This is a genomic window from Bifidobacterium colobi (assembly GCF_018555455.1).
Classification (GTDB): domain Bacteria; phylum Actinomycetota; class Actinomycetes; order Actinomycetales; family Bifidobacteriaceae; genus Bifidobacterium; species Bifidobacterium colobi.
Map to the genome: position 1 here is coordinate 85634 of NZ_JAFEJU010000006.1, position 22682 is coordinate 108315.

Below are 22682 nucleotides of genomic sequence, written 5' to 3' on the forward strand. Positions count from 1 at the left end.
ATGGGCAGGAAGGCACATGCACTGACGGTTTTTCAACACTGACTGTAGGATATCTCACACTGACTGACGGATATATAACGAAATATGTTATAAAACCGTCAGTCAACGTTATGATTCCGTCAGTCAAGGTTGGAAAACCGTCAGTCAACGGTGACTTCTCAGTCAACGGTGACTGCGCGCAGACGTTGGGCGGCTTGGGTGTCGGATTCGCAGCGCCATGAGTAGAAGGCCAGCAAACCGACCGACAACACCGCCAGCGGCAGACCGCCCAGGCCGGTGAAACGGTAGTTCATCGAGAACGAAGTCAGCATCAGACCACCGATGATGGAGCCGACGGCGTTACCGAAGTTGAACGCCACCTGCACGGCCGCTCCGGCGATGAGCTCGCCACCGCCCTGGCCGGCTTCCGTCATCAGCAGCTGCTGCGGTGCGGAAATGAAGAACAGGCCGAATGCGATCCAGAACGTGAGCAATGCGGTAGTGAAGTGATTGCCAGGCAACAGCAGCACCATAAGCAGACCAAGGCCGGAAATGGCCTGGCCGAGCGCCGCAGTGCCGGCGTGACGCCAATGGTCGGTGATGCGTCCGCCGATTAGGCCGCCGACCACCATGCCGAAGCCGGCGAGCATCATAAGGAACGGCACGAACGCGGATGCCCAGCCGCCGGTTTTCTGCAGCCAAGGGGAGACATAGCTCCACCAGCAGAACACGCCGGCGTTGCCGGTGAACACGGCGGCCAGAATCACCCACGGGCCGCGGCGGGTAAGGAATTTGAACTGGCCTGCGATGCCGGCATCCTTGATCGGTGCCACGTAGGGAATCATGGTGACGGTGAGCACGATGGTCATGGCGGCCCATGCGGCGAGCACGCCGAACGCGAGTCGCCAATTCAGGTATTCGGCGAGCAGGGTGCCGGCCGGAACGCCCAGCATGTTGGCCACGGTTTGTCCGGTGACCATGATGGATACGGCTTGCGCTTCCTTGCCTTTATCGGCCAATGTTTTGGCAATAAGCGTGGCGGTACCGAAGAATGCGCCATGCGGCAGGCCGGAAATGAATCGGGCTACGATCAGCACGGCGGCGTTCGGTGCGAATGCGGACATCGTGTTGCCCGCGAGCGCGATCACCATGAACAGTACGATGAGATTGCGCGGCGGCACTTTGCGCCCGAACACCAGAATCAGTGTGCCGATGCACACACCGATGGCGTAGGCGGAGATGTAGTTGCCGGCGGTCGGGATGGATACGTGGGTGGCTGCGGCGGCCTGCGGCAGAATGCCCATCATCACAAATTCGGCAGCGCCGAGGATGAATGCGCCGGAGGCAAGGGCAAGCAAACTTTTCTTCATGGTGTGATTCCTCTGGGGTGATGGTGCTGTTGCGCAGTGCCGTTTGATAGGTGTAGTGCCATCTGACAGGCACAGCGCATAGCAAAAGGGCCACCGGCTTGCACCGATGGCCCTTTGAGTTGTCGGGCTGGCGGGATTTGAACCCGCGGCCTCTTCGTCCCGAACGAAGCGCGCTACCAAGCTGCGCTACAGCCCGTTTTGGCAACAGACGTAGATATTACAGGATTTTGGTTGGAGTGCAAAACACGGCGTGTCGCATGTAATTCGCGTTGTGTTGAGCTCGCTTGTTGGCTTATTCGCATAATCGCCGGCCTTGCGTACACTGATGAACCATGGCTGAAGTTGTAGAAAACACTGACAATACCGAGAACGAAACCCCGGCAGTCCCGCAGATGACTACCGTTGAGCGCGCGGAAATGCTGCTCAAGCAGGACGCCACCATTACCGAAAAGATCAAGTCCGGCGCCACGCTGGACGAGGCTGTGGATCCGTCCAACAAGGAATTCGGTCCGCTGGCCCACCCGGAGCAGGTGCAGATGCGTGTGGCCAAGCGCGCCATGATGCTGGATGCCGGCATCGCCCCCTACCCGGTGCATCTCGATGTGACCGACACCATCGAGGCTGTGCGCGCCAAGTATGATGGCAAGCTCGAAGCCGGCCAGGAAACCGAAGATATGGTGGGCATCGCCGGTCGTGTGCTGTTTCTGCGCAACGCTGGTGGCCTGTGCTTCGTGCAGCTTGCCGCGGGCGATGGCACCAAGATTCAGGGCATGATCTCCAAGAAGGAGATCGGTGCCGACTCCCTGAAGCAGTTCAAGCAGCTGGTGGACCTCGGCGATCACCTGTACCTGAAGGGTCGCGTGATCGCGTCCAAGACCGGTGAGCTATCCGTGTTCGCCACCGAATGGGCCATTGCCTCCAAGGCACTGCAGCCGCTGCCGGCCCTGCACAAGGAGCTGAACGAGGATACGCGCACCCGCAAGCCGTACATCGCCATGATCGCGGACGAGAAGACCCGCAACATGGTGCGCAACCGTTCCAAAGCCGTGGCCTCCCTGCGCAACACCTTCGCCAGCAACGACTTCCTCGAGGTCGAAACCCCGATGCTGCAGACCCTGCACGGTGGCGCTGCGGCCCGTCCGTTCACCACGCATATGAACGCCTTCGACCTGGACCTCTACCTGCGCATCGCCCCGGAACTGTTCCTCAAGCGCTGCCTGGTGGGCGGCATCGACCGCGTGTTCGAGATCAACCGCGACTTCCGTAACGAGGGCGTCGACGCCACGCACGCCCCCGAGTTCACGATGGTCGAGGCCTACCAGGCCTACGGCACCTACGATTCCATCGGCCAGCTGGTCAAGGAACTCGTGCAGAAGACCGCCATGGACGTCTACGGCTCCCACAAGGTCACCCTGCTCGACGGTACCGAATACGACTTCGGCGGCGAATGGAAGACCATCAGCATGTACGACTCCCTCTCCGAAGCCCTCGGCGAAGAGATCGTGCCGAACGGCGGCCCGGAGCACCCCGGCACCTCCGTGGAGCACCTCGGCGAGATTGCCGACAAGCTCGGCGTGGAGCGCGACGAAGTCGAAAACCACGGCAAGCTGGTCGAACACCTCTGGGAGCACTTCTACGAGGACAAGCTCTACGAGCCGACCTTCGTGCGCGACTTCCCGGTCGAAACCTCCCCGCTGGTCAAGGGGCACCGCACCAAGCCGGGCGTGGTGGAGAAGTGGGATCTGTACGTGCGCGGCTTCGAGCTGGCCACCGGCTACTCCGAGCTCAACGATCCGGTTGTGCAGCGTGAACGCTTCGTGGCACAGGCCAAGGATGCGCTCGCCGGCGATGAGGAAGCCTGCGACATCGATGAGGACTTCCTCGAAGCTCTCGGCGTGGGCATGCCTCCGGCAGGTGGCATGGGCATGGGCATCGACCGCCTGCTCATCGCACTGACCGGTGCCACAATCCGCGAAACCATCACCTTCCCGCTGGTCAAGCCTCTAGTGGCCTGACGCTGTTCGGGTCATGGTCTGGCACGCGTCTGATTGCAGCCTGACGCAAGGCTCGGCGCATTGCTGATACAGCATGCAAAGTCCCTTGGCTCTCTCTTGCTGGAGAGCCAAGGGACTTTTTGCATGACTGCGCACGACTGCAGCATGGCTGGCTGCGCACTGCCGCGCACGCCCGCACGCAAGCGCTGCGCAAATCCGTACATTCTACGGACTGTCCACTGGTTTGCGCCGTATCATAACGGCGTAGCCGAAAGTGATAACTTAGTGTTATCAAACCAGAAGGATGAGAGGGACTCATTATGGCATTTTGTGGTCAGTGTGGCGCAAAACTGCTTCCCGGTGCCGCGTTCTGTCAGGAATGCGGAGCGCCTGTGGATTCCGATAGTCAGCCGGCAACCCCAGTCAGCCAACCATCGGCACCAGTAAGCCAGCCGGCAGCTCCGGCAAGTCAGCCACAGGCAGTACCGTCTGCACAGTCACCAACCCCGGCACCGCAGCCATCAACTCCGGCTGCCCAGCCGAGCCAGCCAACTCAATCTCTGCCGCCGGTGCAGGTGCCGCAGCAGCCTCAGGCTCCGCAGTCTTCCGAACCGCAATCTGCACAGATGCCATCTCCGGTACTGCCAAATCCTGCGGCCGACAATCTTCCCCCGGTGCCAATGCCGCCTATCTTTGATTCCGCGGTACCGCCGGTCCCCAGCATCCCGGATGCTACGACAACAGAGGCCGCTCCGGTGGATGCCAAAACCAAGAAGCGCAAGAAGATCATTGCCGCGATTATTGCTGCAGTAGTTGTGGTGGCGCTCGTGGTGGCCGGCGTGGTCTATGTGAAGTTCCGCAACAACGATGCCGCCGAAGCACCGAAGGCCACCACTGCGAAGACGACGAAGTCGAAGAAAACCGAGAAGAAGTTCTCGTTCGATTCCAAGACGCTGGACAGCATCGTCGATGCCGCACAGCCGGCGTCGGTAGCCGCCGCAACCACCGACGGCAAGGCTGAGTATTCGTCGTCCAAGGCTAGCCAGAGCGGTGTGGCCACCGGTCTGTACCTGCCCGTGTATCTTGCCGTCACCAATAATGGCAAGACGAAGAACGATCAGGCCACTGATCTGCTGAAGAACCCGAGCAACGACACCGCCAATTCGCTGATCAGCCAGGCGGGCGGTCTGGATGCGGTGAACAAGTGGCTGAAGGACAACGGCTACACGCATACCGAGCTGCAGCGCAACTATGGCGATACGGCAGCATCCCAGGCAGGCAAGGAGAACGTAACCACCGCCGAGGATGCCACGAATATGCTCACCGTGGCCGAGCGCCTTGGTCTGAGCGACCTGATGAACCTTGATACACAGGCCGAAGGCATTACGGTGCCCGAGTCCATGACCGTGCACGGATTCTATGGCAAGGGCATCGGCGGCTACTACAACTACTACTTCATCATCAAGGATGGCGATCGCACGATCACGCTGACTGTGATGACGCAGCAGAGCAAGGAGGCCGCAGCCAAGCTCGCCTCTGATCTGCTGGCCGAGATTCACAAGCAAGCCAACCCGGACAACAAGGGCGAAGGCAACAAGAACAGCAACAATGGCGATACGGCGCAGAACGGCAATGATGGTTCCAATGCCGTGACGCCCGTGCAGCTCACCCAGTCGTACACCACGCAGTTCGACACGGTGAACATGATTACGGTGACGAAATATTCATTCCAGTATCCATCTGATTGGACCATCGGACAGCCGGAAATCACAGATCAGGTCGAAATAGTTAACTTAACCAATGCTCGTGGTGTGACCATCCAATACTATTGGGGGCCGATACAGGGCAAGTTCATGAAACATGAGACGGTGACGAAGGTTGCTGATGCGCAATTTGATGCGCCATGTGCCCAGGATTGCCGAAATTATCAGAACCCAGGCCCCTTTATGGTGGCACAGATTGATGGTGATGAAGGATCGCAGCTAGCGTTGGTTCCGGATTCATACCAGGGAGCACATGATTTTCCGGCTTATACGGGATACCTGTTCGAAAGCTACGGATATAGCAGTTTCGCCACAATCGACACCAAGGGCGGTTTGACCGCGCAGGAGAAGGCGGAAGTCATCGCCATCCTCGCCAGCCTGCACAGCGCACAGTGAACACGCTGAACACGTAAACCAGAAATAATCCCATCGCCGTTGTGCGAGGGCATATGTCCTCGCACAACTATCGTGCTAACGCAGAGTTTTCATTAATAAGAAAGGAATCTTCATGTTCTGTAGTCAATGTGGCCAACAGAATAAGCCAGATGCTGCATTTTGCATGCGATGTGGCAATCCGCTGAATGCGCAGCCGGCGGCTCAGGTTCAGCAGCCGGCGGCTCCGACTCAGTCAATGCCGCCAATGCCGCAGGTACCTATGCCTGCTGCGCCAAACGTATCTCCTCAGGGCTTTGTGCCGCAGGCAGCGCCCGTGACAGCGCCGGGAGTTCCGGGAGCTTCAGGTGTTGCTCCTAATGTAGGCATGCCTAATGCCGGTGCTCCCAATGGCAAGAAAAAGGGTAAAGCCAAGCTGATTCTTATTATTGCGGCAATCGTTGTAGTGCTGCTCATTATTGGTGCAGCATTCGTGGCAGGAAGGGTAACGTCCAATTCCGCCAGTGACTCCTCTGCAGTCAGTTCAGCTCAGCCGAAATCGACGCACAAGTCAACCGGTGATGCATCTTCCGATTCCGGTACTACGGATCCTGATAATTCCGGTACGCTGTCCGGCGACGGCGATTCAGAAAACGGCGGTATCGCGAAAGTTGTGGAATCCTCGTATTCCAAGGATTACTACTGGTATACGGATGAGGGCAAGGTTGATGCCTACAAGATTTCGATGACAATAAAAAACAACTTGGATAAGCCTATCGAGGTCCGTCCGAAGGCGAAGATTACCTACGCGGTGAAGGATGATTTCGGTGATTCGCAGTCTCGGACTATCGTCATGAATGGTATGTCGGTCACCGATGAAAAGGGTGGCGTCCCTGACAGCAATTACTTTAAGATTTTCGGAGTCACTCTCGGTGATACCAACGGTGTAGTGCCGTTGGGCGCCAACGAGGAGCGCGATGTTGACTTCTATCTCCAATATGATCCTGAGAGGATTGTGAAGGTTTCCAATATATCGGTCGAAGGTGTCACCGGTTCGAAAGCGGATGCGGATTCCTATGCGCAACCATCTAAGGATTGGAAAGTCAGCCTTGAGGAGAAGGAGCCTGACGGAGAGGGCCAGGAACCATATCTGCAGGCATCGGTCAAGAATTCCAGTGATGCCAAATGGAGAAATGCGAATGTGAACGTCATGTATATTGTTGACGGACATCCGTATTTTGATAATGGATCCGTGCAGCCGTGCCGCATGCAGGATAATCTCAAGCCGGGGCAGTCAGGCGAGTGCAGAACAACCATTCCGTCCTATGTGGTCGATTATGAGAAGCAAGGACACAAAGTCGAGTGGAAGGTCACCTCGGTGATTTACGACCGCGTTGTGGAGTGACAAAGCGGTTGCATAACATTGTGGGGCTGCTCCTCAATTGAGGAACAGCCCCACAATTATGTTCAGTGGCAAACTACTCGTCGTCGATTTGCTCGTCGTCGATTTGATAATGCAGATACGTTGGACGAAGCGTGAGTGTGGGATCTTCTTTGGTGAGGATTACCCCATCATCTATATCTTTCTTGGCGCCTGGAGCAAGGTATTGCAAGTCTGTATATGCCCTGATAACTGGGTATCCGTCCCAAGTCATTTCGTAATACAGTGTTGCGGACCGCCACTTGTCTTTAGTGTTGTTGGTGATTGTCCCCTCCACCCACACGCTATGCCCGTCTTTTCCCGGTTTGAGCGTTGTTTCAATTTGGTCTGTAGCAAGAACAGGGGTACTGCTTGCGACGGTGATGTTGGTTATCGTCGCGGAAGTGATGTCAATTGACGAATCGCTGGCGGCGTTGTCGTTGATGGCGCTTGCGTCTGAAGGAGCCGGATAATATGCCGTTATCGTCTGCTTGGTATTGGGCGCTGCGAAGTAGACTTTCCCACTGGTGCTATAGGACGACATGAGATCATTGCTCTCGATTTCGTCTGTAGCGTTGCGCTTTTCGCCGTAGTTATCGGTGTACTGGTATTGGTACTTCATACTAATAATCACCTCTTTCGACGTGCTGTTCTTATTGTCAATGGTGAAGGTGAAGACTGTGCCATCGGTGGGAGGACCATCGATTACGGCACCTCTGCCGACATCGTATGCGTCATAGAATTTCGCCTTCTTGACGCTCAGTCCGTATACGCTGACATTCTCGCTACTGTTGCCCGCCGGCACCGGGTCAATTCCACTGGACTGACTACCGATACCGATACTGGATGTTATATTGCGTACGATGCCGCCGCCAATGATGAGTACCACGACCATTGCGGCCGCCAAGATAATGTAGAGCAAGGCTCGTGAGCGTTTTTGGTTGACGGGAGTGGCTAATGGCGGCGCCATACGGGGAGTTGACGTACCTGCCGTGTCTGCCGGCATTGGTGGCATGGGGATTGTCGGTGCCGCTGGTTGCTGCAGGATCGCCTTACCGCAGTGTGCGCAGAATTTTGCCTCGGGCTGATTAGGCTGCCCACAATACCGGCAGAACATGATGGTTCCTTCCTTACATTCGGGGAATTACTCAGCGTCTTTGTCGATATATGCAATCAAATTCGTTATTTTGATGTCAGATATCTTTCCTTCTGGGACGATTTGTTTCTCAAGGCTGTTGGGTCCATTGCATGGGAAAGAGCCGTGCGGCTTAACGCCTTTGATTGTGGCATCCTTTCTAGCGACGCACGTTGTATTGCCGCTCAGATATGGTTTGCCATCAACTTTGAGCGAGTAGTTCACCGCTGCATCCCACCAGTAGTGCTTTGTTGGATTGTTGAGGGAGAAGGATAGTATTTGGCCACCGGTGTCATAATCTTTGACGGAGACATCCTTGAAATCAATATCGGATAATTGAACAGTGTCAATGGTATCCGAGCCCTTAACCTTGTTGAAGACTAACGACGTGAATTTCGTGAGCGCGAAGTTGTTGCTGGCGTTACCGTTATACGGTACGTATAAAGTCATTTCTCGCTGCTCGCCGGGGGCAAAGGCACAAGTGTCTCCGGCGCCGGTAGCAACCATGCATCCAGATATAATATCAAGACCTACTCCGTCATACCTTTGGTGAACATCACCGTTTGTTGCTGTGTAGGACTTTTTCTCGCCGTAGTTGTTTGTTGCAGTGAAACTATAATCCAGCAGAGGAGTTCCCAAATATATTTCATTCGAGGTATTGTGAACGGTTGCGGTTACGATATAACATTTGGTATCTTCAGTGCCATATGTGCAAGTGGATTGTTTGGAATGCAGGTTCGTTACCTTGAGTGGTGAGGCCGACGACGATTTGCTCTGGGATTGCGTATTGCCGATTTCACCGTTGCCGCTATTGGTGGTTTTCGCCCCTGGTAGGAGCAGAAAACCGAGGATAAAGAGCATAACGAGTGCGGCTGCTCCAATGAGCAAATACTTCATTTTGCCGTTGAAAGACTTTTTGGCTATGGCTTGTGCCGTCTGTGCAGCCGTAGGCATCGCGCTGTTTGGGGCGGCTGATCGTTGGGTAGTGTACTGAGGTGCAGCCGGCTGTTGTGTGGCGGTATATTGCTGCCTACTAACGGGCTGCTGCCATGCCGTATCCCGTCGCGGAGGAAGAGGAACTTGAGGGGCTTGGGCGGAGGTCTGTGGAATAGTGGGCCCACTTGGCGCTGCCGTATTCATCACTTGCGGTTGGGGAGTGCCGCAACGCGGGCAGAATTTGATACCAGGATTATGTTGTGCTCCGCATTTCGGGCAGAACATGATGTGCCTCTTCTCTGGCGATGTGTCTAATAGCTGTTGTGTTGTGGTTACGGTGCCGGCGTTGCTGTTAGACGTTCGTTCGCCGGCACCAATCATCAAGGGGTGTGCGAGAGTTACTGCTGGGGCATCTGTGGTTTCGGCGCCGTCGGTGGATTCTTCTTCTTTGTCTGAAGATCGTTGATGAAAGCTATGACCGTCGCCGCTGTCGAAATGAGTGTTCCGACGATGACCAGATAGGCGCCGGACTGCATCATTTCTGCGCCTAGGCTGTGGCTGACGTGCTGCAAATCATAAATAGCTATGAATAGGGTTATTGCCGAAACAATTGCGGCCGGCAAGTTCTTGCGAAGTAATACCAGTGCTGCGACAACAACTGGAATAATCAGGAACACCCATCCATCGCTGGTGTCCATCAGAGTCTGTTTCAGCGCATAGGGCAGGAATGGGGATATAACGGTCAATACACACCCGACAAGTGCGGCTACGGTGATCAGGCTGAGTTTATGACCGGAGACCTCGACCTTGGTGTCATCCATCTTCTTGATGAAGTCAGTGACCTGTGCCGTGGCCTTTCCGGCCTGTGCTTTGAGCTGTTCGGTATTAATCGAATTTGCGGCTTGCTGTTGCCACGCAGGTTGCTGCTGGGGAGCAGGCTGCTGCTGCCAGATTGGCTGTTGCTGGGGGATAGGCTGCTGTTGGAAGCCGGGCTGCTGCTGAGGGGTTGGTTGTTGTGCAATTGGTTGCTGTTGGAAAACGGGCTGCTGCTGCGCAGGCGCACCTGATGGTGCGACATTATCGGCCATGAGCGGCTGACCGCATGAGGTGCAGAACTTTGCATTATCCTTATTCGGTTGCCCACAACTCGTGCAATACATAGGAATATCCTTTCTAGGGTTGCTAACTAAAAGTTAGCACAGCAGCTATTCGTGATTGGCGATATTGTCACTGTAAGAGCACGGCAAAGTACGGCCGCGTAGAATTTACGGAAATGCGCCGCCCAGTGTCACCTAAGCATCATGATGCAGCCTGGCCAGAAACTCCTGATATTCACGCTCCTCGGCGGGAGTCAGATGCCAGGACTCGTCATCCAGCAGCGGATCGTTGTCTTCAAAGAACTGGCGCAATGATTCCGGGCAGCCTTGCGGCATCACATTGTTATGCACATAGGTGAACTCGTGCGTCAACCAGCCCTCAGTCAGCCGACGATACCATTGCAATGCCTCATCCCAATCAGTGAACACCTGCTTGGCCGCATCACTGTCCGTTCCGATGCCTATAGCGAACCCGGCGTGCGCCGCCTCAGAACCATCAGCATCCGCGCGCACGTCTCGCGGAATCAGCGTGACGAAGAAGCATTGCTTGGATGTATCGTGGGTCACCACATCAGTGACCCACGAGCGTCCAAGCAGATACAATGCGGCACCCGTGCGCGAATCCCAGCGCAACGGAATCACCACTTCGTTGTATTGTTCATCATCGGCAATCAGCGCATACAGTCGCACAATATCGTCAGCGGACGCATTGCAGCCCGCCGCACTGGCACTGCCCGCATTCGGCTCAGGCGTGTGCAGTGACTGCTGCCGTGCGGAGCGTGCGGCGCTGGCACTACCGCCGCGCGCTGCCTGATCGCTCAAACGAAGCCCACGCTCGGCGCACAACGCACTGATCAGCTTCAGTGACTTGTCCTTGGCGCGCGGCTTGCGCTTGGTATTGCTGCGATGTGCGGTCGTCAACGCGTAACCATGATTGTCCAGATAGTTCAGGCATTGCCGGCGTAGTTTGGCCACCATCTGCGAATCATCAGGGTCGAACGTGGTGCCCGATTCCTCAAGCAGTTGGCGATGGTAGATGAACAGTACGGAATCCGTTACTTTGTCGTTGCGCTCGCAGATCGCATAATCATCCCTGAGACGTGAGAGCAGATCATCGGCGAAATCGTAAGCAGTATCAGGATTAGTCATGATTGCCTCCAGTGGCTGTGTGCGTAGTCCTGACCCAAGTGCGGCGTTGGAAGCTGCCGAGCGCCTGCATAATACGGTCGAAGTCAACGGTGTCGCCATATTCCGCGGCGCGATGGTTCTTCCACACGAACCGGCGCAGACGATCCAAATCGGTCATGAATGGTATGAGCTGGTCGGTGCCGGGGAATGCCACGTTGAGATCACACAAGGCGATATCCATGGCGAAATCCACCAGCCGGGGGAGTGCGGTCGGCAGCTCGTCGCCGGAATTCGGCGTGAAATACCGGCCCATCGGCCAGGAGTCATCATCGTGGCGCGTGACATGCTTGCTGAGTGTGGCGTACGCATTGTTATATTTCTGGGAGTCGAACACCGTATGCCAGTCCGGGTCGTTCGGCTTGTCATGATTCCAGTAGTATTGCTCGTCGCGTTCGTTTTCGCCGAGCTCGTTCGCCCCGCACCACGTCAGATCATCCGGCAGCTTATCCATAAGACCAAGCACCCGGCTGGATGCGGGGAGTTTCTGCTGATACTGCGCATCCGATGATGCGTGCGCATCCGCGCGGGTCACCTCGTAACCGTAGCGTCCGCAGGATTCGTTCGTGGCGTCGATCTCGCCGATGTCGTTGATTGGCGTGAACACTTCAGGTGAGCAAAGGTTCGCGAGGTCGGCCATGGTGAACGAATCCGCGCGCATCAGCAGGAAGGCGACTGCGCAGTACAAGGCGGCATCGTAAAACACGGTTGCCTCAGTTGGGTTTATGGTGCTTGCAGAGACACCTTCGTTGATGATCGCGTTGCTGCCTGGCACATCTTCGGCATCAGCGATGAACTGGCTGATCTCATATGCCAAAGGATCGGCAAGATCGTAGTCGTATCCACTACCGTTCACATCATTCCAGCACTGTGTAGCCAAATCATGGAGTTTCGCATACCGACCAAGTGCCATGGTCTCAACATTGCGCATGATGCGTTCGCTGCTCGTGCGGCTCGCGGCGTTCGCATCCGCGTCCGCAATGGTCCAATCAGCCAGTTCCAGCAGCATCCTGGTCACGTCGTGCACCGATTGCCGTATTTCATTGCAATCATGATGCTGCTTGATGCGCATTGCCAGATATTGTGCCGGAATCTGATCCACTCTGGCGTTCATATCGCTCTTTTCCTTTCCGTAAAGAACTTCGTTGACGGTATGTGCATGGTAAAAGAATGCGATATCACTCCAGCGTAGTATCTACGGTTTCTGATTGCCGCGCTACGGGTTGCTCTCTGGACTGCCACGGTGAGGTTTCGTTGTCGTGTTCCAGCGTTGGCCTCACGGTTGGCTCCATCGTCAAGTTCCGTAGATTCTACGCACGGATTCAGCGTGCGGGCGATACATTCATGTCCACCGGGGAATACGGAGACGGTTTGGGGTGTTGACCTGAAGCCGTTGAGCACGAGAGGAATGATGGTGGATTCCATGCACACAGGAGGTAACACACTGATTCGAGTTCCGCTGGAAGATCGATTCCGTAGGCTGACGAATTGCCGGCACACCAGCCCCGATTATGCGGCGTCGGTGATTCGCGATGTGGCCCGCATGCCACTTCGTGAATACTGTGCCGCGGCTGTGGCCCTCGACATAGTGGTCCACCCACCGCAGCGGAAGAGCGAGGAAGGAGATGCGGATTTCGCCAGTGGTGTTGACGGTGACTTTTCGGACGGTGATTTGGCGGACATCGATTTCGATGGCCTTGATCTCAAGGATTTCGACCTGGATGAGCACCTGAATAACCAATGGACGTCGTTCTACGACGAGCTCAAAGCGGCTGTTGAAGCTATCGACACCGCCGGGCAGGAGGTGACGGTCAGCCCAGACATGAGCGTGGCAAGCCTGGCCCGACTGCTGCGCGGCAAGCTGCTGCGGCTCGACGCCGACAACCTGTGGTACACGCCGGCCCACAGTGAGCCCGCCGGCAAGATTGGCGAGGCGGTTGAGTGTCTCGTCCGTCCGCTGGGACTGGACCCCAAGGCCAGCGAAAGGCGGCGGGAACACCGCAAGAAAAATGAACAGCGATGGGTCGGGTTTACCGAGCCATCGCAATCCAAGGGTGGTAAAGCTCCTAGGATTCCGCGGATTCCGCGGATTCCGCTGGAGCAGCGCTTGCGGGAAAGCCTCAACAAGGCCGACCGTACCAGTAGGTTGCGCAGCGACAATCTGCTCGACTCGCTGCGACGATTGCCGCTCGCCGATTACTTCGAGGGCTGCTCGCTGCTCGTAGGCGTCACCACGGTGGCGCGGATACGGCGGGTGGTGCTCGCCAGAACCGAACAGTTGGACGTGCCCGCATTTCCGTTGCTGGGCGAGGCGTCCTTAATACAAACCAATGCGATTGATTCGTATTGGACAACAGAAGAGAGAAACACCACTCGCCCGATGGGCGATGGGGACGCGGACGTGAATCTTGCCGCAATCATCGCGCCGTTGGCGAAGATGGCCGACTTCCGTCTCGCCTGACCGCGCTGCCGCCGCCAGTGAGTCGCACCGGCTCACTGGCCTATTGGACTGCCCCGTGGCCGGGCTCGGCCTTACAACCGGGCCCGGCCTTACGGGCATGTCTGTCGTTTCTTGCCGTTTCTAGTCGTGTTGATCAACTGAGAGGAGCATTCTATGAGCACAATCATCAATACCGTTGAATCTTCCACCCTGGGCGAGCGGATCCTCGCCGCAGGAATCACCGCCTCCAACAACACCCGCGTCTCCCACCTCAACAACAACGACCTGATCATCGGCCCATCCGGAGCCGGCAAAACCCGCGGGTACGTGAAGCCCAACCTGCTGCAGATGAACGAGTCCATCATCGTCACCGACACCAAGGGCAACCTGGTCAGCGAAATCGGTCCGGTGCTCGCCGCCCACGGATACCGCGTGGTGTGCGTGGACTTCACCGATCTGGCCGGCTGGGGGCCGAGCCCGGTGTGCAATACGCCGGGCGCAAGAATGATTGGCTACAACCCGCTCGACTTCATCCGCACCAGCCCGGAGGGTGAGTTCAACGAGCAGGACGTGACCGCCATCGCCGCCGCCATCAGCCCGGTGGAAAACAACAAAGACCCATTCTGGGATCAGGCCGGCGCCATGTACCTCTCCGCATTCATCGCCTACGCGATGCAATGTCTGCCGAAAAAAGAACAGAACCTCGCCACCGTGCAGCGCATGGTCAGCGTGATGAACGAGGGATCCATCCCGGTCATGATGGACGAAATATGCCAGATTGACCCCCAAGGTATGACCGCCCGCCGTTGGAAAGCCATCCAGGCTTCGCAGCGGGCGGACAAGATGGATTCCTCCATCCGAGGCATCCTCGAATCCAAGCTCGCGCCGATGGCGTTCCGCGGTGCAACCGGAATGTTCACGCGTTCCGAGCGCATCGACTTCGCCAAGCTGGGCCGAGGCCACTGGGCGGTGTTCGTCAACGTCTCCGACACGGACCGTTCGATGGATCGCATGGTCAACCTGTTCTACACGCAGGCGTTGCAGCAGCTATGCCGCTACGCCGACACGCAGTGCCAAGGCAACCGGCTGCCGGTGCCGGTACGCATCTACCTCGACGACTTCGCCACGAACTGCCGCATCCCCGACTTCGACAAGGTCATCGCAGTGATCCGCTCCCGTGGCATCGCCGTGAGCGTGATTCTCCAGTCGCTCACCCAGCTGGAGAGCATGTACGGTGCCGCGACCGCCGCCAGCATCGCCAACAACTGCGACCACTGGCTCTACCTTGGCGGGCAGGATGTGAACACCGCCCAGCAAATCAGTCTCAGGATCGGCTGCGAGCTGGATGAGGTGATGCGGATGCCGCTCGACCGCGTCTACGTGTTCGAGCGCGGCCGTGAACCGGAATTCGCGGCGTCTTACGACATCGCCACCCACCCGCTGTACGGCGAGACGCCGGAAGGCCGCCGCCTGGCACGCGAGTCCGAGGACATCGTGGCCGCAGCGGAAAGCATCCTGATGGGTGCAGGTAGGCGCGTGGCCTCCTCGGGCCCCGAAGCCGAGTGAGGCGGCTGGCCTTTATGGGTGGTGGGTTGCGGCTGTGATGGGTTGCAGCCGTGGTGGTGAACGGTTGCAGCCCATCCAAGCCCGCGACCGAGGGTAAAACCGGCGGAATCAGCAAAAATGCTAACTGCCGGTTAGTGGACTTATGGTGGCCGCTGCATTGCAATGGTCACCATGTCAACCACGAGTTATCAGCGCTTCCTCTGGGCGGTCGGTCGCCGCATCCAGACGCTACGCAAATCCCGTGGTTTATCGCAGGAGCAGCTGGCCGAACAGCTGGACATGGACCGTGTGTCCATCGGCTACATCGAACAGGGCAGAAGATCGCCCAAACTCGCCACACTGTATGCGCTCGCCGGCACCTTGGGCGTGCACGTCAGCGATATCTTTGCCGGACTGGAGTACGAAGCGCAAGCGGAATTGGATACGGCTGACGCTCAGCGCGCCGCACTGGCACTGCGCACCAGCCGCGACGATGCAGAGGAGTCGGAACGCAGCCTGTCCGTGTAGCTATTCCATCGCGTAGCTATTGCATGGTCTACGCTGAGAAGCATGACTTTACGTTTATGGCTCAGCGGTTTACGCCCCAAGACCCTGCCCGCATCCATCGCACCGGTGCTGGTCGGCGCGGCATTGGCATCGCGCGTGATCAATCAGCTCGGCACCTGCATCGAAATCTATCCCGAGCCCGCGCAATGTACTGCCAATCGAGCCATAGTCGAGCCATTGCAGACACATTTCTGGCCGGTTGCCATACTGTGCATGCTCGTCGCACTGCTCCTGCAAATCGCAGTCAACTTCGCCAACGACTACTCCGACGGCGTGCGCGGTACCGATGAAGGACGCGACACTGCGGAATCGAACACGGCCGCAGCATTGGAACCGGGCAGTCGCGGCACCAAGCCACAGCGACTCGTCGCTTCGGGAGTGCCGCCGAAGCATGTGCTGATTGCAGCGGGCATTGCCGCAGCGCTCGCCGCGATCTGTGGTCTGGCAGCGGTACTGATTTCCGGCGCATGGTGGTTGTTGGCAGTCGGTGCCCTGAGCTTGATTGCCGGTTGGTTCTACACCGGTGGCAAGCATCCATATGGCTATGCCGGACTCGGCGAAATCGCAGTGTTCCTGTTCTTCGGACTCGCCGCAGTACTAGGCACCGAGTATGCGCTCGCCGGTACTGTTGACGCACTCGGTGTGGCCGCAGCCATCTGCTGCGGACTCAACGCCGTGATGCTGCTTATGGTCAACAATCTGCGCGATATCGAATCTGATGGCGACCATGGAAAGCGCACCTTGGCAGTGCGGATGGGGGAGCGGCGCGCCACCATCCTGCTCATGGTCTGCTGCATTGCCGCTTGGGCTCTTGGACTGTTCCTATGCATGTTCCTGTGGATGCCGTGGGGAGGCATCCTGCTGCTTTCCGGCATCGCCGTGCCGATTCGCATGGTTTCCAGCGTGCCGAAGCATCAGTTCCGCACGGCGCTGAGCGACGCAGGCTTCCAGACGCTGCTGTTTGCCGTCGTGGCAGCGGTTTCCGCAGTGATTGCATAGTGTTATGGTTTCGATGCACAAAACATAAGATGAATGTTCGCATTTGGCGACTTTGGGCGGTAGACTGGCCATATGTCTTACAAACTAGTACTGCTCCGTCATGGACAGAGCGCATGGAATAAAACCAACCAGTTCACCGGTTGGGTCGACGTACCGCTGACCGAACAGGGTGAAGCCGAAGCCAAGCGTGGCGGCGAGCTGCTCAAGGAGAAGAACGTCCTTCCGGACATCGTGTTCACCTCCCTGCTGCGTCGCGCCATCAACACCGCCAACATCGCCCTGGATGCCGCAGATCGTCTGTGGATTCCGGTCGAGCGCAACTGGCGTCTCAACGAGCGTCACTACGGCGCTCTGCAGGGCAAGAACAAGACCGAGATCCGTGAAGAGTACGGTGACGAGAAGTTCATGCTGTGGCGTCGTTCCTACGCCACCCCGCCGCCCGAGATCGATCCGAACGACGAGTACGCCCAGAACCACGACCCGCGTTACGTGGGCGACCCGGTTCCGGAAGCCGAGTGCCTGGCCGATGTGGTCAAGCGCGTTGAACCGTACTTCAAGTCCGCCATCGAGCCGGAGCTGAAGGCTGGCAAGACCGTGCTGATCGCCGCTCACGGCAACTCCCTGCGTGCCATCGTCAAGATGCTGGATAACCTGTCCGAGGAAGAGATCGCCAAAGTCAACATCCCGACCGCTATCCCGCTGCTGTACGAGCTGGACGAGAACTTCAAGCCGATCAAGCCGCGTGGCGAGTACCTGGATCCGGAAGCTGCCGCTGCCGGTGCCGCTGCCGTCGCCGCTCAGGGCCAGAAGTGATCTGAAGCGCTAGCGCTTAAGACATCAAGGGACTGCACAATCATGTGCGGTCCCTTTTCGTATACGCGCGGTGCGGTGAGCGTTGTACCGGCAAAAAGAAAACGGCGTCCAGTCGTAACCGGATCGCCGTTTCGGGCATCCCCTAGGGGATAGGTCTTGAATTATCGATCAGTCGATGTCGGTGCCTTCATCGCGGGTCGGCTTCTTGGATGGATCGAAACCGGAAACGATGTACGCCACGCGACGTGCCACGGAGACGGCGTGATCGCCGAGACGCTCCAGGAAGCGGCCCAGCAGCACGATGTCCACCGTCTGCTGACGGGTCACATCATCGGAGAGAGCCAGCTCGAAGGTCTTGTGGTGCAGGTCATCAAGCTTGTCATCGTTGAGGATGATGCTTTCCGCGTGCTTCTCATCGCGGTTATTCAGCAGGTTGACCAGCTCGTCTGCAGTGTGGTTCAGGAAGTCGACCATCTCTGCGAACACCGGCTGAGCGGACTCTGGCAGTGGGGAAGCCGGGTACGTGCGGCGAGCTGCCTCGGCCACGTGACGGGCGAGATCGCCCATACGCTCGAAGGTGGAGGCCAGACGCAGCGTGGAGACCACCACGCGCAGGTCGGTGGCCACCGGGTTCTGCTTGGCCAGCAGCTTCACGCACTGGTCGATGACGGAGGATTCAAGGGCGTCAATCTCGATGTCGCCGTCGATCACGGTCTGCGCAGCTTCGACATCCTGCTTGAGCAGGGCTTCGCCGGCACCGTTAATCGCCTTGCGGACATCTTGCGCCATATGGTCGAGGTCGTCAGCAACCTGCTTCAGCTCCTCGTTGAAAATAACGCGCATTTCTCTAGCCTTTCATACTTGCGTTGTGCAACCTGTACTAGTTTATTATTTCTTGGGTTGAGTGCTACAGCAACGTAGACAAACGCAACCTCAAGTTGTTCTACTGTTCATTGGGTTGTTCACTCTCAGTTCATATTATCGGCGTGCCGCGGCAATATGTGCTGTTCGCCACGCCGAGTGTGGGACAATAACAACTATGACTCACTTGCCGCTCGCTGCGCTTATCGCTCTCATTGTTCTGTCTGTTGCACTCATAGTGATTATCGCAGGAGTGGGCATCGGCATCGCCACCCATCATGTGACGCTGCATTTCGCACATGATGACGATGAAGACACCGATGACCTGCCTGACGACACCGCGGCATTGCTGTCGATGATGCCGGGAACCTCCATTGTGGTGGACGATAACGATGGCGTTGTGCGCTGCAGCCCTGCAGCCTACCACTTGGGCGTGGTCGAAGAGGATGCCATTATCGACGCCACGGTACTGGATGCCGTTCACGAGGCACGGAAATCCGGTGGCAAACGCCAGTTCGATCTGACCACCAGCACGCCGGAACGGTATGCTGCGGAGCATGGCGGCAATGAGCACGTCACCGCACAGTCCGTAACGCGCCCGAATTGGCTGAAGGTCACGGTGGCGCGAATCAGCGACAAGTTCGTCATCATATTGATTGCGGATGTCAGCGAAATCGTCCGTTTCGGTCAAGTGCGCGATTCCTTTATCACCAATGTTTCCGAACAGCTGCTCAAGCCTACGCAGGCACTCTCCCAGTTGGCGGACTCATTGGAGCATGGCGATCTTAATCGTGAACGCATCACCGACGATGCCCGCCAAGTGCGCTCCAGCTGTACCAAGCTCAACCATATGGTCTCTGATCTGCTGCTGCTGATTCGCGCGCAGGAACCGATTACCCCATCGTCCGCGAATCGACTCAATGTGATGGACCAGCTGCGCGCCACCATCGACCGGTTACAGCCGGAAGCCCAGCAGGCTGGCGTCGAGCTTCGATTGAAGGGCGATGATGCGCTGGTCATCAACGGTCTGGCCGATCAGATCGATAGTGCGGTGACCAAGCTCGTGGAGAACGCCATCGGATACTCCAAAGACAACGGTGTGGTCAGTGTGTCCGCGTCGCTGTCCAAGGATGGTGACCGTGCGCTGATTCGTGTGATTGATCAGGGTGCCGGCATTGCCAAGCAAGATCAGGACCGTATTTTCGAACGTTTCTACCGTGGTGCTTCGCAGACTGCGCGTACGGCCGATGGTGTGGGTTTGGGCCTTGCCATCGTCAAGCATGTGGCGCTGACCCATCATGGGGATGTTTCGGTGTGGAGTGCCGCCGGGCAGGGCAGTACGTTTACGCTGAGCCTTCCATTGGCGCAGTAGTCAGAGCCCGGTAATCAATCATAGTTATTGGTACTTCGCAGTAATCAGCCATGACTACTGCGGTAGTTGCAGCAACAGATGCTATAACTACAATCCCAGACGGCGATAATCCCAGCGGTCGAAGAACTCCCAAATCAACAGCAGCAGGCCGATGATGACGCCCGAGGCACACACAACTATCAGCGATTCCGTGGCATGGCCGAGCGATACGAGTATCAGCACAATGACGAGTGCGGCAGCCCATAAACCGGTACCGATGCCGAAAACCTTACGCAAATCAACCCGCACCGGTTTGGGTGCGGGCTTGCGGACGGCGGGGTCGATGATGGGCGCAAACTTCATAGTCACCATACTGTAGTAAGGAGGAACGTCAAACGTTGCTCCTTACTACAGTTCCTGTGCTGCTGTTGGCATGGTGATGGGTCGCTCTAGAGGTGCTCGACCACATAGTCGATGCACTTGGTCAGATTCACCACATCCGAAGGCTCGACTGAGGGGAACACGCCCACGCGCAGTTGATTACGGCCGAGCTTGCGGTAGCCGGCGCAATCCACGATGCCGTTTTCGCGCAGCAGGGCCAGTACCTGATTGGCCTGCACGCGTTCGTCCAAATCGATGGTGACCACGGCGTGGGAGCGTGCGTCCGGATCGGAGACGAACGGCTGCGCATAGTCGCTGCGTTCCGCCCAGGAATACAGCAGGGAGGCGGACTTGGCGCATCGTGCGGTGGCCCAATCCAAGCCGCCGTTATCGTTCAGCCAGCGAACCTGATTCTCCATCATGATGAGGTTGGCCACGGAAGGCGTGTTCAGCGTTTGATCCTTGCGTGAATTCGCCAGAGCGCTGGTCAGGGAGAGGAATGGCGGCACCCAGCGGCGTGCGCCGTCAAGATGTGCGCTGGATTCCACGCTGGCCGCGCGTTCGATGGCAGCGGGGGAGAGGATGGCGACCCACAGGCCGCCGTCGGAGCCAAAAGCCTTCTGCGGGGAGAAGTAGTACACGTCGGTCTGGCTGATATCCACTGGCAGTGCGCCGGCTGCGCTGGTGCCGTCGATAACGGTCAATGCTCCGGCTTCCCTGCTGCCGGGGATGCGGTGCACGGGGGCGGCGACGCCGGTGGAGGTTTCGTTATGAGCCCAGCAGTAAGTGTCGACGCCTTCGGTCAGTTCCGGCAGACGATAGGTGCCGGGCTCCGAGGAGAAGATTGCGGGCTCCTCCAGGAATGGCGCGTTGGCCGCGGACGCGGCGAACTTGGCGCTGAACGAGCCGTAGGTGCCGAACGCGGCACGGCGGTTGATCAGCGAGGCGCAGGCGATTTCCCAGAAGGCACTTGCGCCGCCGTTGCCAAGAGCCACTTCATAGCCGTCGGGCAGGCGGAAGAAATCATGTAATCCTTCGCGAATCGAGCCGACCAGTTGCTTCACCGGGGCTTGACGATGCGAAGTGCCCAGCAGTGTGGTGGCGCCGGCGTCAAGCGCGGCGATCTGCTCTGGGCGTACTTTGCTGGGGCCGGAGCCGAAACGGCCGTCTTCGGGCTTCAAGGAATCAGGAATCTTTACTGTCATAGTCACAGCAAACTAGGGTAATCAGAGTAAGAGAATAATGAGTGAACCTGCTCGGGTTTCGGATTGACGGCGTATCAAAAAAACGATATCGAACCGGTTTGACACGCCGAGATATTCATTATTCGATTACCAAATGACTCATATGCGTTGTAGAGTAGTGGGCAGTGTCGGAACAGGCACATCGGAATCGTTGATGTGACTGTCAACCCAACCAAGGAGTTATTCGGTATGAAGCATGCTTCGCATAAAGCGGCCAAGGTCTCGAGCCAGAAGTTCAGCTTAGCGAAGGCGCTATTCGCCTCTGGGAGGGGTTCGCACACGGTTCGTGCGGTTCGTGCCGTGCAGTCCGCCGGTAGTGATGCGGCTGTTCTGGGTCTTGATCCCGCAGTCGCCGCGAAGATCAACGAGATCGCTCCGCAGACTCGTCGTTCCATTCGTCAGGCTGCCCGTGCAGCCGAGCGTCGTAGCCATATTCTGGCCTCCGCTTCGCTTGCCGCGCTGGTGGGTACTGCGGCCGGTGCCATGGCGTTTGCCAACACCGATGAGGATCTGACGCTTGCCGATAACGCCACGACCACTACGCAGATCAAACGAGTGAGCGATGTGAGTTCCGCCTCTCGTTCTGAGGCGCGTACCGATTTGACCGCCACTTCCGCGGTCTCCTCCGCTTCCACAGAAGGTGATTGGGGCGGTTTGTCAAGCTCCGACGCCGCTCTGGATACGAATCTGATGAATCGTAACGTGGCGAAGAACGCTGTGGTCTCTGCCTTGATGGATAAGGATCAGGGTCTGCTTCCCGCTGGATTCAATCCAAACCACGAAACCGGTACCTCCGGCAATCTGTACCCGTGGGGTCAGTGCACTTGGTATGCGGCCAAGCGTCGTATTGAGCTGGGCCTTCCGGTCGGCAGCAACTTCGGTAATGCTATGTCATGGACTTCCATGGCGCAGTCGTATGGCTATTGGGTAGACAGCACGCCTCGTCACGTGGGTGACATCGTGGTGTTCCAGCCTGGTCAGGAAGGTGCCGATGCCACGTACGGTCACGTGGGCATCGTGGAAAAGATCAATGCCGACGGCTCGATTGAGATTTCCGAATCCAATGCCAAGGGTCTGGGCGTGATTTCCAATCGTTCGTTCTCCGCCGACAAGGTCGCGCAGCTGCATTTCATTCACTACTGATCGCTGGGTTCCGTGATTGACGGATTCCCGATTGTCAGTGTTTTCTCAGTTTTCTATCAGTGAAAATCCACAATTATATGCGTGGTT

At 57.4% G+C, this 22682-nt stretch carries 19 protein-coding genes, 1 tRNA gene and 2 pseudogenes; 12 read left to right on the forward strand and 10 right to left on the reverse strand.

Features of this window, described 5'->3' with window-relative positions:
• Window positions 1-158: 158 nt before the first annotated feature.
• A complete protein-coding gene (locus JS530_RS08875) occupies window positions 159-1349 on the reverse strand; it encodes an MFS transporter (RefSeq protein ID WP_214376807.1) in 1191 nt (396 codons plus the stop codon).
• Window positions 1350-1471: 122 nt separating this feature from the next.
• A tRNA-Pro gene (locus JS530_RS08880) sits at window positions 1472-1545 on the reverse strand.
• 136 nt (window positions 1546-1681) lie between these two features.
• Between JS530_RS08880 and lysS the strand changes: the two genes are divergently transcribed.
• From lysS to JS530_RS08895, 5 genes and pseudogenes are all read left to right on the forward strand, one after another.
• On the forward strand, window positions 1682-3364 hold the full coding sequence (gene lysS / locus JS530_RS08885) for a lysine--tRNA ligase (protein ID WP_214376808.1): 1683 nt from the start codon (window positions 1682-1684) through the stop codon (window positions 3362-3364).
• A 299-nt stretch (window positions 3365-3663) separates the two neighbouring features.
• Window positions 3664-3732, forward strand: a pseudogene (locus tag JS530_RS11105) (zinc-ribbon domain-containing protein); the annotation flags it as partial.
• 3 nt (window positions 3733-3735) lie between these two features.
• On the forward strand, window positions 3736-5502 hold the full coding sequence (locus JS530_RS08890) for a serine hydrolase (RefSeq protein WP_342590067.1): 1767 nt from the start codon (window positions 3736-3738) through the stop codon (window positions 5500-5502).
• Between the two features lie 112 nt (window positions 5503-5614).
• Window positions 5615-5680, forward strand: a pseudogene (locus JS530_RS11110) (zinc-ribbon domain-containing protein); the annotation flags it as partial.
• A 186-nt stretch (window positions 5681-5866) separates the two neighbouring features.
• A complete protein-coding gene (locus tag JS530_RS08895; protein WP_240541167.1) occupies window positions 5867-6883 on the forward strand; it encodes a hypothetical protein in 1017 nt (338 codons plus the stop codon).
• Window positions 6884-6956: 73 nt separating this feature from the next.
• Here the strand turns inward: JS530_RS08895 and JS530_RS08900 are convergent, their stop codons facing one another.
• The 5 genes from JS530_RS08900 to JS530_RS08920 all read right to left on the reverse strand — a co-directional run bounded on the left by JS530_RS08900 (window position 6957) and on the right by JS530_RS08920 (window position 12365).
• The gene (locus JS530_RS08900) at window positions 6957-8015 is read right to left on the reverse strand and encodes a zinc ribbon domain-containing protein (RefSeq protein ID WP_214376811.1); all 1059 of its coding nucleotides are present in this window, start codon (window positions 8013-8015) and stop codon (window positions 6957-6959) included.
• Between the two features lie 27 nt (window positions 8016-8042).
• Entirely contained in the window at window positions 8043-9254 is a 1212-nt protein-coding gene (locus tag JS530_RS08905) for a zinc-ribbon domain-containing protein (protein ID WP_214376812.1), read from the reverse strand.
• 113 nt (window positions 9255-9367) lie between these two features.
• Complete coding sequence (locus JS530_RS08910; RefSeq protein ID WP_214376813.1) at window positions 9368-10129, reverse strand: zinc ribbon domain-containing protein; 762 nt, start codon at window positions 10127-10129, stop codon at window positions 9368-9370.
• A gap of 132 nt (window positions 10130-10261) precedes the next feature.
• Window positions 10262-11215, reverse strand: a complete 954-nt coding sequence (locus JS530_RS08915) for a hypothetical protein (protein WP_214376814.1) — start codon at window positions 11213-11215, stop codon at window positions 10262-10264.
• Window positions 11208-12365: a hypothetical protein gene (locus tag JS530_RS08920; protein WP_214376815.1), complete on the reverse strand. Its 1158-nt coding sequence runs from the start codon at window positions 12363-12365 to the stop codon at window positions 11208-11210. Before JS530_RS08920 ends, JS530_RS08915 begins: the two co-directional genes overlap by 8 nt.
• 309 nt (window positions 12366-12674) lie before the next feature.
• Between JS530_RS08920 and JS530_RS08925 the strand changes: the two genes are divergently transcribed.
• The 5 genes from JS530_RS08925 (at window position 12675) to JS530_RS08945 (ending at window position 17615) form a co-directional block, all read left to right on the forward strand.
• Complete coding sequence (locus JS530_RS08925; RefSeq protein ID WP_214376816.1) at window positions 12675-13712, forward strand: hypothetical protein; 1038 nt, start codon at window positions 12675-12677, stop codon at window positions 13710-13712.
• 153 nt (window positions 13713-13865) lie between these two features.
• Window positions 13866-15257, forward strand: a complete 1392-nt coding sequence (locus JS530_RS08930) for a VirD4-like conjugal transfer protein, CD1115 family (protein ID WP_214376817.1) — start codon at window positions 13866-13868, stop codon at window positions 15255-15257.
• A 171-nt stretch (window positions 15258-15428) separates the two neighbouring features.
• Entirely contained in the window at window positions 15429-15764 is a 336-nt protein-coding gene (locus tag JS530_RS08935) for a helix-turn-helix domain-containing protein (protein ID WP_214376818.1), read from the forward strand.
• Window positions 15765-15806: 42 nt separating this feature from the next.
• Window positions 15807-16802, forward strand: a complete 996-nt coding sequence (menA, locus tag JS530_RS08940; RefSeq protein WP_214376819.1) for a 1,4-dihydroxy-2-naphthoate octaprenyltransferase — start codon at window positions 15807-15809, stop codon at window positions 16800-16802.
• A 72-nt stretch (window positions 16803-16874) separates the two neighbouring features.
• Window positions 16875-17615, forward strand: a complete 741-nt coding sequence (locus JS530_RS08945) for a phosphoglyceromutase (RefSeq protein WP_100493512.1) — start codon at window positions 16875-16877, stop codon at window positions 17613-17615.
• Between the two features lie 168 nt (window positions 17616-17783).
• Here the strand turns inward: JS530_RS08945 and phoU are convergent, their stop codons facing one another.
• Complete coding sequence (phoU, locus tag JS530_RS08950) at window positions 17784-18458, reverse strand: phosphate signaling complex protein PhoU (RefSeq protein ID WP_214376820.1); 675 nt, start codon at window positions 18456-18458, stop codon at window positions 17784-17786.
• Window positions 18459-18654: 196 nt separating this feature from the next.
• Between phoU and JS530_RS08955 the strand changes: the two genes are divergently transcribed.
• On the forward strand, window positions 18655-19848 hold the full coding sequence (locus JS530_RS08955) for a sensor histidine kinase (RefSeq protein ID WP_214376821.1): 1194 nt from the start codon (window positions 18655-18657) through the stop codon (window positions 19846-19848).
• 87 nt (window positions 19849-19935) lie between these two features.
• Here JS530_RS08955 and JS530_RS08960 read toward each other — a convergent pair whose 3' ends face one another.
• Together JS530_RS08960 and serC are read right to left on the reverse strand one after the other, a co-directional pair.
• Window positions 19936-20190, reverse strand: coding sequence for a DUF2530 domain-containing protein (locus tag JS530_RS08960; protein ID WP_214376822.1), 255 nt, complete (start codon window positions 20188-20190; stop codon window positions 19936-19938).
• Between the two features lie 86 nt (window positions 20191-20276).
• Complete coding sequence (serC, locus tag JS530_RS08965; RefSeq protein WP_214376823.1) at window positions 20277-21419, reverse strand: phosphoserine transaminase; 1143 nt, start codon at window positions 21417-21419, stop codon at window positions 20277-20279.
• Window positions 21420-21641: 222 nt separating this feature from the next.
• On the opposite strand from serC, the gene JS530_RS08970 reads away from it, so the two are divergent.
• Complete coding sequence (locus JS530_RS08970; RefSeq protein ID WP_214376824.1) at window positions 21642-22595, forward strand: CHAP domain-containing protein; 954 nt, start codon at window positions 21642-21644, stop codon at window positions 22593-22595.
• Window positions 22596-22682: the final 87 nt, after the last annotated feature.